We start from the raw sequence: 17314 nt of genomic DNA on the forward strand, positions 1-17314 counted from the left end.
TGCTACTCAGTAATGATTTTTTATTGGGCTGAATTACGCCGATTGTATTGTTGAAATGCGGGGCGTTCTCAGCTTTAAAATAGAGATATTTTAATTATTTATGATTATAGATAGCAGAAGTGATGATTTTTTGCAACAAGAAAGCTATAAAATTACTGTTACATTAATCCAAGTCAAATTTTTCAGGTATCAAGAATGACTGCAACTACGCCGAAGGCAACGTCAGCAATTCCCAGTTTTTGCGAAGGAATCCAGTATTTCTCGGAGAATGTGCCGGGTTTTGAGACTTACGGGAAAACACCTGCGATCGCCCAGGGGAGCAAGTCGATCGCCGATGCGGCAGATCCCGCCGCCGTCTTTCAAACAATGCTGGGAGCAGACGCCCTGCGCTACCTGACGCTGCAAGTCACCGCCAGCAAGGCATCGGGACATCCGGGCGGTTTTGCCAGCCAAGCTGAAGCCTACGCCGCGTTGGTGATGCTCGGACACAAGAACATTGTCACCGAAGTCGGGCACCACGCGCCGGGATTTTACAGTGCCATGTTTCTCGATCGATCTTTAGAAGACATGGGAATTGTCAACGTACAGCAAGTGCGCGATAAATTCCGCGAAAAAGATGGTTTATTAGGACATCTTTCTGGTTTCATTCCCGGCCTTTTAGCACCTGCTGGCCCCCTCGGACAAGGGCAGCATTTTGCAATGGCGGGAGCGCTTTTGCACCCCGGCAAACTGTTTGCTTTCACAATGGGCGACGGCGGCATGGGCGAACCCTATCCAATGAGCAGCATGGGGCATTTCCACACTGCTTATCCCAAGGCTACTAACTTTTTACCAGTGTTAGTTTGGAACGGATATTCCCAAGAACATCACAGCATGGTTTCGACTAAAACCAATGCGGAAATGATTGCTTATTGGCAAGGAAACGGTTTTGAAGAAGTTATCTTAGTTGATGCTAAGGAATTTGACGATAAAAATCAACCGGAAGCTTATGTTGACAGCACTGCTTTTTCACTCGAACAGCGCATGGCATTTACCAAAGCTGTTTTACAAGGAGTTGATAAAGCGGCAAAATCAGCTCTCGGCGGCAAATTAACTGTATTTATTATCAAACAGTTAAAAGGTGCTGGCGTGCACGCATTGGGCGCAAAATCTCACAATCTTTATCCAAAAGATACGCTGGATGCTCCGCATATTATCAGCGCTTTAAAACAGCGCGCTTTGACTGCTGAGGCGTGGCAGTTGGTGCGGACAAATTGCGAGCGCGCGGGTGGCGGGCCTGCCGCGAAAACCGTTGTTACTGAGTTTACATTGCCGCTGGCAGATTTGGGCGAATTGCCTTTAGAAGAATTTGCGGTTGGCGGAGAGTCGAAGATTTCGACAACAGCAATGGGACGTTTGGTAGCGAAAGTCGGCGAGTGCGATCGGACTTTTCTAGTTACTAATGCTGATGGTAATGAAGCATCGGCAATTGCCAACATCAACCAAGCTCTGAAAATCATTCACCCGACGACGGATGACTTGTACAATCAAGCGCCAAACGGTCAAGTTTACGAACCTTTGAGCGAAGATGCTTGCGCGGGTTTAGCAGTAGGTTTGTCGCTATTTGGAGCGCGGAGTTTGTGGTGTTCCTACGAATCTTTTGCCATCAACGGTTTACCAATTTGGCAAACTGTCACGCAAGCAATGGCAGAATTACGCCGTCCAACTCCGGCTACTGTCACCTTATTTACGGCAGGTGCATTGGAACAAGGCCGCAACGGTTGGACGCACCAACGCCCGGAAATTGAGGCTTATTTTGCGGCAATGATGCGGAATGGAAATGTGTTTCCTTTGTTTCCACCCGATGCTAACAGCATTCAAGCTTGTTACGAGTGGGCTTTGAATGCCAGAAATAAGGGAGTTGTGATTACTGCGAGCAAGTCGCCGCTGCCAATTCGCACTACTTTTGAACAGACTCGCCAAGGATTGCAAGACGGTGCAATTGTGCTGCACGAAATTGATTCTCCGCAAGCATCCCAAAATCAAGGGGGAAGTAAGAAAGTGGTGTTTGCTGTTGTGGGCGACATGACTTTAATGCCAGTGTTTGAAGCCGCAGCATTTTTGGAAACAGAAGGGATTGGAGTACGGATTGTTTCTGTTGTGAATCCGCGCCGCTTGTACCGTCCAAGCGATGTTGCTTGGGATACTTGTTCGGAAGCTGACGGCGGCTTTTTGAGCGATGAGAATTTTGCCAAAATGTTTGGTGGAGATGCCTTGATTGGCGTGACAGGCGGTGCTTCTGGGATGTTGGAGCCGGTGATGCTTCGCAGCAATTGCCCGCGTGATACTTTCGCTTGGAAGCGGGGGGAAACGACTGCTAGTGCGGGTCAGTTGATGGCGTTTAATGGGTTGACTGCTGAGGCGTTGACTAAAAGGGCGATCGAGCTAGTTCATTAAGTTATAATACGGTTCACTTAAGACTGATCTCCCTGGCACACCCCTGAAAAAGGGGGGGACAAGAATGCTCTCAAAGTCCCCCTTGCTTTCGGGGGATTTAGGGGATCTCCGGGGCATAAATAGTGTTAAGTGAACCGTATTGGGTTAGGTTATAATTTGAGAATCTCCTGGTTAGAAACCGGGAGATTCTCAAGGATTCAAGGCTAAGATATTGCGATCGAATAGGATTAATTCCATAATCAGATGCTCTCGATCGCACAGACTTAACTCCATAAACTGTGATGATTAGATACTGCCATTATTGTGACAAACGCTGACCGGAAGACAATCGTTTAATACCCTCCATCGCCGTAGTTGCTCCAGCTTTGTCACTACTTTCGCGAGCAATGTTCAAAGCTCGCTCGTAGGATTCGAGAGCTTTGTCGGATTGACGGAGACTTTCATAAATCGAGCCCATATTGTTAAGCAAGCGTCCGATACTTGTCTTGTCGCCAATTGCTTCCAACATCGGTATTGCTTGCTGAAAATAGATCAGCGCTTGAGTATCTTTGCCCTGTTTGCGACAGGTAAGTGCCATGTTGTTGAGGAGACGGCCGACGCCAGCCCTGTCTCCAATTTCCCGGCGAATTGCTAAAGCTTGGTGATAAAATTCCATCGCTCTATTAAAGTCACCGATGTTGTAATATACGCCGCCCATGTTATTGAGGGTACGGCCTAAATCGCGTCGATCGCCCTCTTGAGTGCGAATTGTCCGCGCTTGCTGGTAAAATTCGATCGCCTTAGCGTAATTTGACTGTTCTGCGTACACAGCGGCGATGTTGTGAAATGATTCTGCTATTTCAATTTGGTCATCGGCAGTTTTGGCAAGTTCCAAAGCTTCTTGGTGCAGTTTCATCGCTTCGGAAAAATTGTCCCCAATCCGGTTAACGAAACCAATGAGATTGAGAGTGCGCGCGATACGACGCCCTCCGCTGATTTCTCGGTGAATGACTAAAGCTTGCCGCAAAACTTCCAAAGCTTTGGGCCTCAAACCCATTTCGCCATAAACTTCCCCCATATTGTTGAGGGTTTCGCCGATTCCGGCTTGGTCGCCGAGTTGCTTGCGGATTGCCAAAACTTGCTCAAAAGTTTGGATGGCTTCTCGAAACAAACCCTCGCGGTGCTGTTTTACTCCTGTTTCCAAGAGTTGGTCTGCTTGCGTTTTGGGGTCTGTTGCTTGGGCGCGATCGCCCGATCGAGCCGGCGTAGCATCTATAATAGGGGCAAATGCCCCAGCGTCTGAAATTTCCAGCAAGCTGAGTGCGGGCGATAAGACAATACTTATAGCTGCGAGATAGCTGAAGTTGTAAGAGCGGCAGTACACCGATCGAGTCCTCCAAGAGCCTATTTATAACTAAGATAGATCTCTTTGGGGTGTTCCTGCCAATTTCTTTCTTAATTGCTAGGTTCTGACTTGGCTTTTGTGTTACCAGACTGCCATAATCAGCGGCATATTGTTGAGCGCGGAGATGACAGCAAAGTTTTTGCTTGGTGGAAGCGATGTTTTCTCAGGCCCGTGTAAGATGATGTCCTGTTTGTCAACTGTGATCCAAGCAACTCCTGACAAGACTTGAATTTCATGATGAGTTTGAGGCAACCTGTACACCTCGTTTTTCACGAGGATTATGCGATCCTCTTCGAGGGCTCCGCTAACGGGCGCTGCACATTCGGAATATCTTTGAAGCATAGCATCTCCTTTGGAATTAACCATCCAAAATCCACAATTTCCCCGAATTTTCTGGCAGGCTGGTTCACCAACATCTTTGCTTCCCGCAAACAATCGATAAAAACTCGCCTCCACACAACCAACAATCTATTATTGGCAATAACGCCGATCGATCCAAGCGCGTATTTCGTCATCCGTCGCCGCGCAAGTAGAGCGACCTGTCGCCCGATCGCAACCATGCCACCAAGTGTTACCATTGCGATCGCACGTCTGCCAAATTCTGACCTCGTTTTCGCCAGAGACGGCAGCCAGCAAACCTTGCCAAACTTGATTTATAGCTGAAAAGATCGATCGCCCTTTTGGCTTTTTGGCATATTTAGCTTGCTCCTTAATCGAAACAACGCTCGTTTGTTCGGGATGCCGCCGATTTTCGTAAGTTGACATAACAAATACCTTCAAATCCTCAATTAAACAAAAATTGCATCAGGAAAAATACCAGCTAAAAACCAGCAATAACTTGCTCGCGATTACAGCACCTTTTTATCGTTATGCAATTCCTGTAAAACTAAATCTGTTGCCTGATAAATTAACCCTAACTCTTGGCTAAACAACAATCAAATCATTACTTGCATAGGTTGTATGAATAAAATCGATAGATAAAAATATCAACCGCGCCCGACAGCTAGAAAGTTGTTAATTGCTAGAAAACTTGCGTTCGCTTCTTTCTTCCTTTTTTCCTCTATCAACTGTCAACTGTCAACTGTCAACTGTCAACTGTCAACTCTTCCTTCTATGAATGAAATCAACACACGGCGGCTGAAACTCTCTCAGATTCAGGCTTTGATAGCGGTAGCAGACTGTGAAAATTTTAGCGAAGCGGCTTTGCAAATGGAACTGTCGCAATCAGCAGTCAGCCACGCCATCGCCTCTTTAGAAACCGAATTGGGTGTGCAATTGTTCCATCGGGGGCGACATGGTGCTCAACTGACGCCGGTGGGGGAAAGGGTATTGATTCATGGGCGTCAAATTGTGCGATCGTTAGAAATGATGATCAAAGAAGCCGATTTAGAGAAAGGTTTGCAGGGTGGCCAGGTGCGGATAGTGACGTTTCGCAGTGTCGCAACTCACATTCTACCGGGTATTATCGCCCAATTTCGCGATCGCTTTCCCAAAATTGCCGTCAGCATTACCGAAGTGTATTATACCCAGGCTGTGGAGGAAGCTTTGCGATCGGGCAAAGCAGACATCGGCTTTGTCTCTCTTCCCATCTCCGACGAATTTGAAACCAGAGAAATTTTGCGGGATAAATATGTGGTGTTGCTGCCACCAACTGCCAAGTTATCATGTGCTAAAATTACCTGGGAAGTGTTAGCAAATTATTCGCTGATTTTGCAGCCGCCAGAAACAGCTTGTTCTATACCGCTACGCAAATATTTAGCAACTTCGGAGTTTCCCTTAAATATCGCTTACGAACTCAGCGAAGATTCAACTATTGTCAGTATGGTGATGCAAGGTTTGGGTGCTGCAATTATGCCACATTTGGCGGCGGAACCGATACCTGCTGGGGTAAAAGTTTGCAGTTTACCAGTTCATTTTGAAAGGGTAATTGGGGTGGCTGTTTTGAGGGATGCGCTGTTAATTCCGGCCGTGTTTGCATTTTTGGATTTAGTTAAAAGTGCGACAGAGATTGAATATGACACTGATTTTCCCATCAATCCTTCATGAGTAGTTATGGACACACGGGTGGTCAGAAACCGGGTTTTTTACGAAAATTTTTCGTTGCAGTCCAGAGATTGGGTAAAAACCCGGTTTCTTTGGGTTTAATGTATCCAGGAATGATGAGAAACTTAGCTGATGAGGCTCCCAATTTTTGAAGCAAACTCGCCGTTGTGGTTAAGCTGCTCTGCATCTCAATAGAATAACATTGATGTAATTTCGTACTGGATGCGATCGCATATTAACTACTCAATGCGTTCAGCAACAAGACCAGAACTGTCACCTTGATGAATTTTAATTACACCTTCTAGCGAGTTTTTGTCATTTAATTTGAGCCAACCACTACCAGAAGCCTCATCACACTCGTCATTGCCTTCCCACGTAAACTCGAAGGGCTGATCCTCTCGATTTTTCACGACTCCGCCGTCAATTTGACCGAATACTAAACCAAATTGAAATTCTCCTGAACCTGATTCCTCAATTTCGATATACGCTTCAACTTCCATGTCCATGTAGTCAATATCCCACTGATCCATCTCGGTGATGCGCCATTTACCCTGATATTGCATTGCTTTCGTCCTCCACTATTAATATCGAGTCTTGATTTATCCCAGTAATATTGTTACATCAATTACTAGAAAGAATTGGTTTGAAGCCATAACCCTGATCGGGAGAAATTAAAATCAGAATATTCATGACTCCAATCCTCTTCCTTCCAGATAGAGGTCGCCCTCAAGCGGTTAACTATCAACTATCAACTATCAACTGTCAACTGTCAATTGTCAACTGTCAACTGTTTCCCCAATCTTTGCCGCAAAATGAATTCAGCGACACTCAAATCAACGGGTGTTGTGACTTTCAAATTTGTCTCTTCCCCTTCCACAATTTGCACTGCTAAACCGCATTTTTCAAACAAAGCTGCATCGTCTGTAACTTCCCAACCCTTCTCTCGCCCTTGTTGGTGACACTGTTTTAACAATTTAACTTCAAATCCTTGGGGAGTCTGGGCCGCCCATAAATTGCGTCTGTCCGGTGTGTCTCGCACGATTCGACGCTCATCTACGACCTTAATCGTATCCTTGACCGGGACGGCGACAATCAAGCCGGGACAGCTTAAGAGAGCTGCGGAAGATCGATCGAACAATTCAGGAGTTGCCAAACATCTCGCGCCGTCGTGAATCAACACGCGATCGGCATTTGGAGGCAAAGCCTGCAAACCGTTGTAAACTGACTCTTGCCTGGTAGCGCCTCCTTGAATCAGTTCCACGGGCTTCACCAAACCTAAATCGCTGATAATTGCCCGAAAATCAGGAAAATCCCCAGGCTGGCCCATGATCCCAATCCAACTAATCTGCTGCGAAGCTTCAGCAGCAGCCAAAGTCCAACTCAGCAAAGGTTTAGATAGCAAAGTCAGCAGCAGTTTGTTCCGCTGACTCCCCATCCGTCGCCCCGAACCCGCCGCCGCAATTAATAAGTGCATTAACTAACCCTTCTTCACCCAACAAGGTATATATTAAGAGCGTCCTGTAATTTTCAGTCAGTTGTTTTGCTGTCAGCCAGTAGCTTTTAAACTCTAAAAATACTATAAGCTGATAGCTGAAAGCCGATCGCTGAGAGCTACCTCGATAGATAATAGCCCGATCGTTTATGATGCGAATACTAGCACTTGTCCCTGGCGGGATTGGCGACCAAATTTTATTTTTCCCCACCCTCGATGACCTCAAGCAGTCTTATCCAGAGGCTCAGATTGATGTGATCGTGGAACCGAGGGCGAAGGGCGCTTACCGAGTCTGCAAGTCCGTCAAAGAAGTTTTGACGTACAATTTCAAAGACCGCAACGCGATGGCAGATTGGGGCAATTTACTGGGCGTAATTCGCGATCGCGAATACGAAGCAGTTGTTTCCCTCGGCCAGCGGTGGACTGTCGGACTTCTGCTGTGGCTGACCGGCATTCCGCAGAGAGTTGGCTATTCGGGAACCAACGGCGCTCGATTTCTCACCGATTCGATACCTCTAAAAACTGAACAGTACGCGGCTTCAATGTACCACGATTTGCTGCAAGGATTCAACATTAACAATCCTTGTCCGGCGATCGCAATTAGTGTACCAAAACAGGACATTCAGTGGGCGGAAGCCGAACAGCAGCGGTTGGGAATCAAAGAGAGTGGTTACATTCTAATTCACGGTGGTTCGAGTCAGCTAGCTGTCTCTAAAGGTATTGACAAAATTTACCCTATAGACAACTGGAGACAAATCATCGAAGACTGTCAGCAGCGACAACCGAATTTGCCCGTTGTGGTGGTGAAAGGCCCCGAAGATGAAGCTTTGGTGACAAAGTTAGTTCAGTTATGTCCGAAGGTGAAAGTTATCTCGCCGGATGATGTCGGCAAGTTGGCGGCCACCATTGCTGCTGCTAATTTGATGATGTGTACTGACAGTGCGCCGATGCACTTAGCTGTGGCGGTTCAAACTTATACAATAGCTTTGTTCGGCCCGACTGAACCTGCAAAATTGCTGCCCAAGAGCGATCGCTTTTTGGGAATTAAATCTCCTAGTGGCAAAATGGCTGACATTTCTCCTCAAGAGGTTTTGAAGAAAGTTTGGGGCGGCTAATTTAAGAGGGCGGGTTTTGTACAGGAATTATCTGTTAAGTGGAAGTTGGCGTGCTTAACCCGCCCCCAAAGCAATGATGTTAATTTAACCTATTTCATCCTAATTTCATATTTGCCTGCAAAAGTGATATGTGAGTTCAGATTCGCCCTTACTCAATCATGTCCCCAATAAAGCTCTACCGCATTTCTGGGTTAATTATCAGCCTTGCATTCTTCACATCTCCCGCAGCCGTTTTCGCCCACGCGGGACACGGAAATGAATTTCACCAAAGCGGCGGCGAAACTACTCAAATTCCTGCTGCTATTTCTGTCGATGCCGCCACAGCCAAACGGTTAGGAATTAAAGTATCTCCTGCCGCGCGCCAGCGACTAGAGATAGGCATCAAAACTACGGGACAAATTGAAACTTTGCCCAACCAAAAGGTAGAAGTGACGGCTCCGGTTGCTGGCAAAGTGGTAGAGTTGCTAGTTAAGCCTGGGGATAAAGTATCAAAAAATCAACCGGTTGCTGTTTTGTCGAGTTCAGAATTAGGACAGTTGCGCGTTGAATCTCTCTCGAAACGAGCGGAAGCTGAGGCAGATTTGCAGCAAGCGCAAGGCGATTTGAAACTAGCCACAGAAAATTACGATCGCCAAATTCAAATCTCTGAAGCAGAAATAATACAAGCCCAAACTCAATTAGCCGCTACAACTCAACAGTACCACAGAGAGCAAGAATTAGTCAATAAGCGCTCTGTTGTGAAAGTTGCTAAGGAAAATTATCAGCGTCAGATTGAAATAGCGCAAGCAGAAATAGCGCGGGCGGACACTGAACTGACGGTGGCAAAAGAACAGTTCGATCGCGATCGAGAGTTAGTTGCATCAGGTGCGATCGCGCGGCGGACAATGCTGGAATCGCAAGCACACTTCGCCGAAGCAAAAGCCAATGTTGCGAAGGCAAAAAGCCGTCCCGAAGTTATCAAAGCCGAAACCGAAATTAAACAAGCCGAAGTAGACCTGCCCATGCGGGAATTGCGCGATTCCCAAGGCAGAGTAGCAGAAGCAAAAGCTCAACTCACCAAGGCTCAGAGCCGCCGGGAAGTGTTGGAAGCCGAGAATCAGGTCAAACGCGGCAAAACTGCGGTCAAAGTCGCGCAATCGCGCATTCGCTTAGCCGATGCACCCTATCAAGCGCGGCTCCAACAATTAGGAACTATTGCGAATGACAAAGGACTTGTCACCGTAGTTGCTCCGATTTCTGGTACGATTGCCGATCGCGAAATCACCCCAGGAGAGTCCGTAAACGCTGAAAAACCGCTGATGAGCCTCTTAAATGACAGCCGCGTTTTTGCCACAGCTAACATTTACGAAAAAGACCTGAATCAGGTCAAACAGGGCCAGGAAGTCAGGGTGAAAGTTGCTAATTTGGGCGATCGGACTTTCACAGGAAAAATCACCATAATTGGCTCATTTGTGCAAGGAGAAACGCGGGTTGTACCGGTGAAAGCAGAACTAGATAATAGTCAGGGCGAATTAAAGCCGGGACAGTTTGCGGAATTGGAGATTTTAACCGACAAAACCGCCACAAATATTTTAGCAATTCCGACTGCGGCGGTAGTGGATGTTAGCGGTAAAAAAACAGTTTACGTTAAAAATGGCGATGCTTATCAAGCGGTTGACATTGAAATCGGTCAAACAGCCGGAGATTTAGTGGAAGTTAAAAGCGGTTTATTCGAGGGAGATTTGATTGTTACCCAGCGCGCGCCTCAACTTTACGCACAATCGTTGCGGGGCGGTAGCAAGCCGTCAACAACCGAGGAAAAGAAAGAAGCAAGCCCCAAGGTAACAGAGGTTAACTTTAATAATTTACCCGTGCCTTTGTGGGCGGGAATTGGGGCAGGAATTGCGCTCGCATCCCTAACTTTTGCCACCGGAGTATTCTGGGGAAATCGGCGCAAATTCCCAGATAAGACGGCGGTTGAAACCGCGCCTATACAAACGATGTCTGCCTCCGCGGACTCAAGAGAATAACGTAGTTTTAACCGTCTGGTTTTCAACCCCTCTCAGATCGGGTTTTGCTTCTATAGAAGCGGTTTCAACCGCCCAGTCTTCTCAAAAATATTAAAATGTTCAGCACAATTCTCAGATGGGTAATTAACCGCCGCTGGCTAGTCGTTCTCGCCACCATTATTATTAGTCTTTGGACATTATATATCGTCCCCAAAATGTCCCTTGATGTCTTCCCGCCTTTCGCACCGCCGCAAGTAGAAATTCAGACGGAAGCACCGGGTTTGGCACCCGAAGAAATCGAATCTTTAGTAACACTGCCGATCGAAAGTGCGATTAACGGAACTCCGGGAGTAACAGCAGTGCGATCGTCTTCTGCCGTGGGCCTTTCTGCCATTAAAGTAATCTTTGATTGGGGAACAGACATCTATCAAGCGCGCCAGTTGATAACAGAACGGTTGCAGCAAGCTCAAAGCAAACTCCCGGCTGGGGTAGAAACACCGCAAATTTCTCCGACAACTTCTCCTGTAGGTACTGTTATTACCTATGCTTTTACATCAGAAACCACTCCGTTGATGGAAGTGCGCCGCCTCGTCGATTGGCAAGTAACAAATCGCCTTTTGGCAGTGACTGGCGTTGCTCAAGTTATCGCTTACGGTGGCAAACAACGGCAGTATCAAGTATTAGTTAATCCAGCCAAATTGCAAGCTTTTAATGTGTCGTTGCAGCAAGTTGCAGAAGCGGCAGCCGCTGCGAATGTTAACGCGCCTGGGGGGTATTTAATTACGCCCGATCGCGAAACGTTAATTCGAGGCGTGGGGCGGATTGAGTCAGTGGCAGATTTGCAGCAATCTGCGATCGCATCTCGCCACGGAACGCCCGTCAGAATTGGTGATGTTGCTGATGTCAAGATTGGTGGTGCGATCGAGCGGGGAAATGGCAGTTTTAACGGCAAAAAAGCTGTGATTGTGATGGTAAACAGACAGCCAATTGCTGATACTCCGACGGTAACTAAAGCGGTTGAGGCGGCAATGGCTGAGGTACAGCAAGCTCTGCCCAAGGATATTAAGGTAACAGTGACTTTCCGGCAGGAAGAGTATATCAACTCTTCGGTGGAGAATGTGCGATCGGCTTTAGTTGAAGGCAGTATCATTGTCACCGTTATTCTGATCCCGTTTTTGATGAATTGGCGCACTCTGACAGTGGTTTTGCTCGATTTCTTCCTAACTTGGCTTTTCGGGCTGCTGGCGATGTATTGGCTGGGTCTGGGATTGAATACGATGACTTTGGGTGGCTTGTCGGTGGCGATCGGAACTGCGATCGACGATGCGATTGTTTATGCTGAAAATACCTACCGCAATTTGCGAGAAAATACTGCTTCTGGGCATCCGCGTCCGGTGATGGATGTGATTTTTGATGGCAGTCAGGAGGTGCGCGATTCGTTAATTGGAGCAACTGTTATTGGCATCGTTGTGTTTTCACCAATTTTTACTTTGCCCGGTGTTGAAGGTCGGATTTTTACGCCGATGGGAATTACTTATTTGGTAGTTGTGGTGATTTCTAGTCTGGAATCGCTGTTCATTTCTCCTGCTCTTTGTGCTATTTTATTGCCGAGCAAACGCATGAGTGCTGATGAACCTTGGTTGCCGAGATTTTGCAAGCGCATCTATCACTTTTTTATCGAATTATCAATGCGCTATTCGGCGATAATTTTGGCTTTAGCTACTGCTAGTATGGTGGCTGCATTAGTGATTTTGCCTTCCTTTGGACGGGTGTTTTTGCCGGAGTTTCAGGAGCAAACTTTGGTGAATACTATTCTGCTTTATCCGGGGGTGTCTTTGGAGACGACGGATAGCGCTGCTTTTGCGATCGAAGATGCACTTAAGCAGGATACCAGGTTTGAATACGTGCAAGTGCGATCGGGCAGAGCTCCGGGCGATGCTGATGCTGCGGGAGTCAATTTAGCTCACATCGATATTGGTTTGAGCGAGAAAGGGATGAAAAACAGGCCCAAAACTTTGGAGTCGCTGCGGCAGGAATTTGCTAAATTGCCGGGAGTTGCACCAAATATCGGCGGTTTTATTTCTCACCGGATGGATGAGGTTTTGTCCGGTGTCAGAAGTCAAATTGCTGTGAAAATATTTGGCCCGGATTTGAATCAACTTCGCAGCCTCGGCGCTCAAGTTGAAGCACAAATGAAAACTGTTAAGGGAATTGTGGATTTGCAACTCGAACCGCAGGTACCTGTGCCACAAATTCAAATTAAGTTTAACCGCCAAGCTGCGGGTAGATATGGTTTGAAAATCGGAGAACTTTCGGAAATAATTGAGACAGCTTTAAACGGCAAAGTTGTTTCTCAAGTTTTGGAAGTACAGCAAACTTTTGACTTGGTTGTTTGGTTGCAACCTCAAGCCAGAAACAACCTAGAAACTATTCAGAATTTGTTGGTTGATACTCCCAGCGGCAATAAAATTCCCCTCGCGCAAGTTGCGACTGTTCAATACGGTACGGGCCCAAATACGATTAACCGTGAGAATGTTTCTCGGTTGATTGTGGTGGCGGCTAATGCTAAAGGTAGGGATTTGCGATCGGTTGTGAATGAAATTCAGGCTAAAGTCAAACGGGAGGTGCAGTTGCCTTTTGGATATTTTATCCAGTACGGCGGTCAATTTGAGGCGGAACAAAGGGCTTCGCAGAATATTATGGTGTTTAGTGCGATCGCCTTTTTGGTCATTACCGTATTGATGTACTTGTCCGTTAAGTCGATCGCTTCAACTGCTATGATTATGATTAATTTGCCTCTGGGCTTAGTTGGAGGAGTAATTGCTGTAGCTTTGACTGGCGGTATAATTTCCGTAGCTTCTTTAGTTGGCTTTGTCACATTATTCGGCGTAGCTACCCGTAACGGCTTACTGTTAGTAGACAACTACAACTCTAAATTTGCTGAAGGACTACCTTTTAAAGAAGCTATTATTAAAGGCTCGATGGAACGGCTCAACGCCATCCTAATGACTGCTTTAACTTCAGCCTTGGGTTTAGCACCTCTAGTCTTAGAAGGCGGCCCCGGAAAGGAAATATTGCAACCTTTGTCGATCGTAGTTTTAGGAGGATTGTTTACTTCTACAGCGTTAACTTTGTTAGTTTTGCCAGCTTTGTACGCTCAATTTAGAAAATTCTTAGAACCTAAAACGACTCATCTCATCTCTGGTAAATCGACGATCATAAAAAACAGTTTGTAGTTCCCTCTTTGAATCCGCAGCAGCATCGGAATTAAGTCCTATGCTGCGAACTAATCTTATTGCGGTCAATCGACCGGACGCGATATCATACTGTTGAGAAAGATATCTCGATATAAAAAAATGAGAATTTTGTTAGTTGAAGACGATATTCGCATTGCCAAACCCCTTGCAGAGGACTTAAGGCATCAAAATCACGTCGTAGATATAGCGACTGATGGCCTGGAGGGGTGGGAATATGCGCGATCGGCTAATTACGACCTAATTTTGTTAGATTTAATGCTGCCCAAATTAGATGGTATATCACTGTGCAAGCGTCTGCGTGCCGATCGCTCTCACGTCCTCATCTTGATGCTGACAGCACGCGATACCACCTCAGATAGAGTCATTGGACTAGATGCAGGAGCTGACGATTACTTGGTTAAGCCCTTTGAATTAGAAGAATTAGCCGCCCGAATTAGAGCTTTATCTCGGAGAATTCCAGAAACCAAGGCCCTGATTCTAACCCACGGTAATTTGCAACTCAATCCCAGTAGCTGCACCGTTACTTATGCAGGAAACGCTTTATCTTTAACTCCCAAAGAGTATATGATATTAGAATGTTTCTTAAAAAGTCCCACTCAAGTTTTAACACGCTCTGCAATTTTAGATAAATTGTGGGATTTTGATAAAGCTTCAGGAGAAGGAACAGTCAAAACTCACATCACAAATTTGCGTAGCAAGCTCAAAGCAGCCGGAAGTTCCGCAAATTTTATCCAAACAGTTTACGGCATTGGTTATCGACTCAGCAGCCATCACTAATAACTCAATACGGTTCATATAAAGCCGATACCTCTCTAGCTTGCCCCTACTCCCCCTTAAAAAAAGGGAGGGACAAAAAGTTACTCAAAGTCCCCCTTCTTAAGGGGAATTTAGGGGGATCTCCGGGGAATAAATAGTATTAACCCAAGCGTATTGACTAATGATTATATCAAAGTTTTTGAGACTTTGCACGTATATCTACAACTTTTATAGCTGATTATTTCTCCTAATTATGTTTGAAAAAATACGCTCTCGTTTGCTCTTCTCTTACCTGCTTGTACTGGCATCAATCTTAAGTATTTTTGCAATTGGCGTTAGAGTAATCTTCGCTCGCAGTCTCACCCAACAGCTAACAGACAAACTGACAGTTTTAGGAGAAGGAGCATCTGGTAACACAGAATGGGAAAACGGACGCATAAAATTTGATACTGATTTTAACGTGCAAACTCTGATTGATAACAATCAAGGCTTGCAATTATTTGACACTAACGGCAATACGATATTTCAGCAAGGGAAGTTTGTGCTTGCCATACCATTGTCATTAAGCGATACAGTACAATTACCAACGGCAAAAAATCGAATTCAAGGAATTACCTTGCCAATAAGTGAGAGGGAAGGTGGTAAACTAATCGGCTATATAAGAGTAAGCCAATCCCTCGAAGAAATTGACGAAACCTTAAATAAATTAAATTTAGGGCTAGGGAGTGGAATTCTTATAGCCTTGATTTTTAGCGGTGTTGGTGGAGTCATATTGACTCGTCTAGCGATGCAGCCAATTGAGGAAAATTTTCAAAGTTTAAAGCAGTTTACCGCTGATGCTTCTCACGAATTTCGCAGCCCATTGATGGCGATCAAAAGTAATCTAGCCGTAGCACTAAAATACCCAGAGGGAATGAGAGAGTCAGATGCCGAAAAGTTCCAGGCTATTGCTAGTGCGGCGAATCAAATGACGCAGCTAACCGAAGATTTGCTGCTGTTAGCACGAACCGATAAAGTGGTCAGCATCAATAAAGCTCCTGTCAATTTAACTGTTGTTTTGGAGAACTTAGTTCAGCTTTATCAGTCTCGCGCCGAACTAAAACAAATTAATTTAAAACCTCAGCTTACAGAAAATATTAATTTAATAGGTGATTTAAACCAACTAACACGACTGTTCACCAATTTGATTCAAAATGCACTTCACTACACGCCATCAGGAGGAACAGTTGAAATTACAGCCAACCGTCTCGGTTCCTATTGCATTGTCAGCGTGCGAGATACGGGTATGGGAATTGCACCCGAACATATTAAGCTGATTTTTGAGCGGTTTTGGCGAGCAGATGAATCTCGTTCCTATTGGAATGGAGGTTCTGGTTTGGGATTAGCAATAGCCCAAACCATTGCCCAAAATCACGACGGCTCAATTACCGTCACCAGTCAGCTAGCAGTTGGCAGTTGCTTCACTGTGAAATTGCCCTGTAACTATTTTTAAATAAGTTAAAATACATCGCTTGATTGATGTTTTATGAAGATTGCAAACTATTTAAAAAATATGATATAAATTGTACATGACTTGAACTTTCTTGAGTTGGATTGATTATGTTACGAAAAATTTATGAATTTTGGTTGCAGCATATAAACCCACGGTTAAATACTTTAATTGTGACAATTGGTGTAGTTGGACTTACCAGTTGTCTGCTAATCAGTTTTATTTTAGCGTGGTTATTTGAAGAAATATTAGAACGAGAAGCTTTTGCTTTTGATACTTCTTGGCTGTACTGGCTGCACGGATATGCAAATCCGAGTCTAGATGCTGTGATGCTAACAATTACTCAGCTTGCTGATCCCCGTGTAGTTATAGTGATTGTGGCAGTCACGCTGGGAATTCTCTGGTGGCAGCATCACCGCGAGGAAGCTAAATTTTTTGCTGTTGCTTGTTTGGGAGCCTTCATTCTCAATACTGGATTAAAGTTATTTTTTACTAAACCTCGTCCACATCTTTTTCCAAGCTTAATTGCAGAAACATCCTTTAGTTTTCCGAGCGGTCACGCTTTAGGAAGTTTTGTAATGTATGGGTTTCTAGCTTACCTGCTTTCCGCTCACTTTCCGAAGTTTTCCAAATTGATATATATTTTAGCTGTTTTGACGATCGCTCTTATTGGCCTGAGTCGGATGTATATAGGAGTACACTGGCCAACAGATATCATTGGTGGCTACGGAATCGGCTATCTTTGGCTGACGCTGTGCATCGCAATGCTGAGGTTACAAACCAGACAAGTCTAGTATTGCTTTGCTCAATTCGAGCGAATACCAAAGGGTAGCCTGTTATGGTGGTAAAAATCAAGCTACCCTATGATATAATGTTTAGTTAGTTGCTCGCAATCAGCAGGTGTTTGTAGTAAAAACTTCAGTTTTCATAAAAATATAAGGACTAAAGTCCTCACTACAAACCAATTTTATTCATCGTTAGCAGCCACAGTCGCCATGAGTTTTCTCTGAGTGAAAGTTGTGAAGGCGATACAAACTAAAAGTATTGAAAGCAGGACTATAGATGAGCCGACCGTACCAAAATTTAGACCGCCTTTTTCCTGTGATTTTGTCATCACATCCCCAAGTGTTGCACCAAAAGGTCGGGTGAGTACGAACGCAATCCGGCGTTGCTTAATCAGGGTATGAAAAAGGACTAGGCAAAAATCCAGAAGCTTTGTGGACAATGGTTTTTATGAATGGAATATTTAGCCGTTCCTACCGTAAATCAGCAATGCCCAAAAAAGAAGGTTCACAATCTAGGCACAGCATGGTAGAATATGATTCATGACGCAAGAATCATCTCCTCAAAAATT

At 45.3% G+C, this 17314-nt stretch carries 14 protein-coding genes; 8 read left to right on the top strand and 6 right to left on the bottom strand.

All coding sequences use genetic code 11. The features are described from left to right. The first annotated feature begins 195 nt into the window (after positions 1–195). Complete coding sequence (locus QUB52_RS18390) at positions 196–2436, top strand: phosphoketolase (protein WP_332968749.1); 2241 nt, start codon at positions 196–198, stop codon at positions 2434–2436. A 298-nt stretch (positions 2437–2734) separates the two neighbouring features. Here QUB52_RS18390 and QUB52_RS18395 read toward each other — a convergent pair whose 3' ends face one another. From QUB52_RS18395 to QUB52_RS18405, 3 genes are all read right to left on the bottom strand, one after another. After that, complete coding sequence (locus QUB52_RS18395) at positions 2735–3799, bottom strand: tetratricopeptide repeat protein (RefSeq protein WP_265238530.1); 1065 nt, start codon at positions 3797–3799, stop codon at positions 2735–2737. Between the two features lie 102 nt (positions 3800–3901). Next, complete coding sequence (locus tag QUB52_RS18400) at positions 3902–4186, bottom strand: hypothetical protein (protein WP_265238533.1); 285 nt, start codon at positions 4184–4186, stop codon at positions 3902–3904. 105 nt (positions 4187–4291) lie between these two features. Beyond that, entirely contained in the window at positions 4292–4585 is a 294-nt protein-coding gene (locus QUB52_RS18405) for a hypothetical protein (protein ID WP_332974298.1), read from the bottom strand. A gap of 348 nt (positions 4586–4933) precedes the next feature. Between QUB52_RS18405 and QUB52_RS18410 the strand changes: the two genes are divergently transcribed. Continuing rightward, on the top strand, positions 4934–5866 hold the full coding sequence (locus QUB52_RS18410; RefSeq protein ID WP_332970586.1) for a LysR family transcriptional regulator: 933 nt from the start codon (positions 4934–4936) through the stop codon (positions 5864–5866). 236 nt (positions 5867–6102) lie between these two features. Here QUB52_RS18410 and QUB52_RS18415 read toward each other — a convergent pair whose 3' ends face one another. Both QUB52_RS18415 and ispD read right to left on the bottom strand, forming a co-directional pair. After that, entirely contained in the window at positions 6103–6426 is a 324-nt protein-coding gene (locus QUB52_RS18415; RefSeq protein ID WP_265238538.1) for a hypothetical protein, read from the bottom strand. 206 nt (positions 6427–6632) lie between these two features. Continuing rightward, positions 6633–7337 carry a 2-C-methyl-D-erythritol 4-phosphate cytidylyltransferase gene (gene ispD / locus QUB52_RS18420; protein ID WP_332970585.1) on the bottom strand — a complete coding sequence of 235 codons (705 nt, stop codon included), beginning with the start codon at positions 7335–7337 and terminating at the stop codon, positions 6633–6635. 170 nt (positions 7338–7507) lie between these two features. Between ispD and QUB52_RS18425 the strand changes: the two genes are divergently transcribed. The 6 genes from QUB52_RS18425 to QUB52_RS18450 all read left to right on the top strand — a co-directional run bounded on the left by QUB52_RS18425 (position 7508) and on the right by QUB52_RS18450 (position 16754). Continuing rightward, positions 7508–8470, top strand: coding sequence for a glycosyltransferase family 9 protein (locus QUB52_RS18425; protein ID WP_265238551.1), 963 nt, complete (start codon positions 7508–7510; stop codon positions 8468–8470). A 158-nt stretch (positions 8471–8628) separates the two neighbouring features. Then, a complete protein-coding gene (locus tag QUB52_RS18430; protein WP_332974297.1) occupies positions 8629–10479 on the top strand; it encodes an efflux RND transporter periplasmic adaptor subunit in 1851 nt (616 codons plus the stop codon). Between the two features lie 95 nt (positions 10480–10574). Further along, positions 10575–13694 carry an efflux RND transporter permease subunit gene (locus tag QUB52_RS18435; RefSeq protein ID WP_332974296.1) on the top strand — a complete coding sequence of 1040 codons (3120 nt, stop codon included), beginning with the start codon at positions 10575–10577 and terminating at the stop codon, positions 13692–13694. Between the two features lie 120 nt (positions 13695–13814). Next, positions 13815–14492: a response regulator transcription factor gene (locus QUB52_RS18440; RefSeq protein ID WP_332974295.1), complete on the top strand. Its 678-nt coding sequence runs from the start codon at positions 13815–13817 to the stop codon at positions 14490–14492. Positions 14493–14724: 232 nt separating this feature from the next. After that, positions 14725–15963, top strand: a complete 1239-nt coding sequence (locus QUB52_RS18445; protein WP_332974293.1) for a sensor histidine kinase — start codon at positions 14725–14727, stop codon at positions 15961–15963. 107 nt (positions 15964–16070) lie between these two features. After that, positions 16071–16754 (top strand): phosphatase PAP2 family protein, encoded by a 684-nt coding sequence (locus QUB52_RS18450; protein WP_265238548.1) that lies wholly within the window; start codon positions 16071–16073, stop codon positions 16752–16754. A 173-nt stretch (positions 16755–16927) separates the two neighbouring features. Here QUB52_RS18450 and QUB52_RS18455 read toward each other — a convergent pair whose 3' ends face one another. Further along, complete coding sequence (locus tag QUB52_RS18455; protein WP_332970580.1) at positions 16928–17185, bottom strand: hypothetical protein; 258 nt, start codon at positions 17183–17185, stop codon at positions 16928–16930. Positions 17186–17314 lie beyond the last annotated feature (129 nt).

The sequence above is a fragment of the Microcoleus sp. A6-C6 genome (assembly GCF_036705955.1).
Lineage (GTDB): Bacteria > Cyanobacteriota > Cyanobacteriia > Cyanobacteriales > Microcoleaceae > Microcoleus.

What these genes read in the sequence shown, in the direction of transcription:
- QUB52_RS18390 (WP_332968749.1), top strand. Translation starts at nt 196, where the DNA reads ATGACTGCAACTACGCCGAAGGCAACGTCAGCAATTCCCAGTTTTTGC.
- QUB52_RS18400 (WP_265238533.1), bottom strand. Translation starts at nt 4,186, where the DNA reads ATGGTTAATTCCAAAGGAGATGCTATGCTTCAAAGATATTCCGAATGT.
- QUB52_RS18405 (WP_332974298.1), bottom strand. Translation starts at nt 4,585, where the DNA reads ATGTCAACTTACGAAAATCGGCGGCATCCCGAACAAACGAGCGTTGTT.
- QUB52_RS18410 (WP_332970586.1), top strand. Translation starts at nt 4,934, where the DNA reads ATGAATGAAATCAACACACGGCGGCTGAAACTCTCTCAGATTCAGGCT.
- QUB52_RS18415 (WP_265238538.1), bottom strand. Translation starts at nt 6,426, where the DNA reads ATGCAATATCAGGGTAAATGGCGCATCACCGAGATGGATCAGTGGGAT.
- ispD (WP_332970585.1), bottom strand. Translation starts at nt 7,337, where the DNA reads ATGCACTTATTAATTGCGGCGGCGGGTTCGGGGCGACGGATGGGGAGT.
- QUB52_RS18425 (WP_265238551.1), top strand. Translation starts at nt 7,508, where the DNA reads ATGCGAATACTAGCACTTGTCCCTGGCGGGATTGGCGACCAAATTTTA.
- QUB52_RS18430 (WP_332974297.1), top strand. Translation starts at nt 8,629, where the DNA reads ATGTCCCCAATAAAGCTCTACCGCATTTCTGGGTTAATTATCAGCCTT.
- QUB52_RS18435 (WP_332974296.1), top strand. Translation starts at nt 10,575, where the DNA reads ATGTTCAGCACAATTCTCAGATGGGTAATTAACCGCCGCTGGCTAGTC.
- QUB52_RS18440 (WP_332974295.1), top strand. Translation starts at nt 13,815, where the DNA reads ATGAGAATTTTGTTAGTTGAAGACGATATTCGCATTGCCAAACCCCTT.
- QUB52_RS18445 (WP_332974293.1), top strand. Translation starts at nt 14,725, where the DNA reads ATGTTTGAAAAAATACGCTCTCGTTTGCTCTTCTCTTACCTGCTTGTA.
- QUB52_RS18450 (WP_265238548.1), top strand. Translation starts at nt 16,071, where the DNA reads ATGTTACGAAAAATTTATGAATTTTGGTTGCAGCATATAAACCCACGG.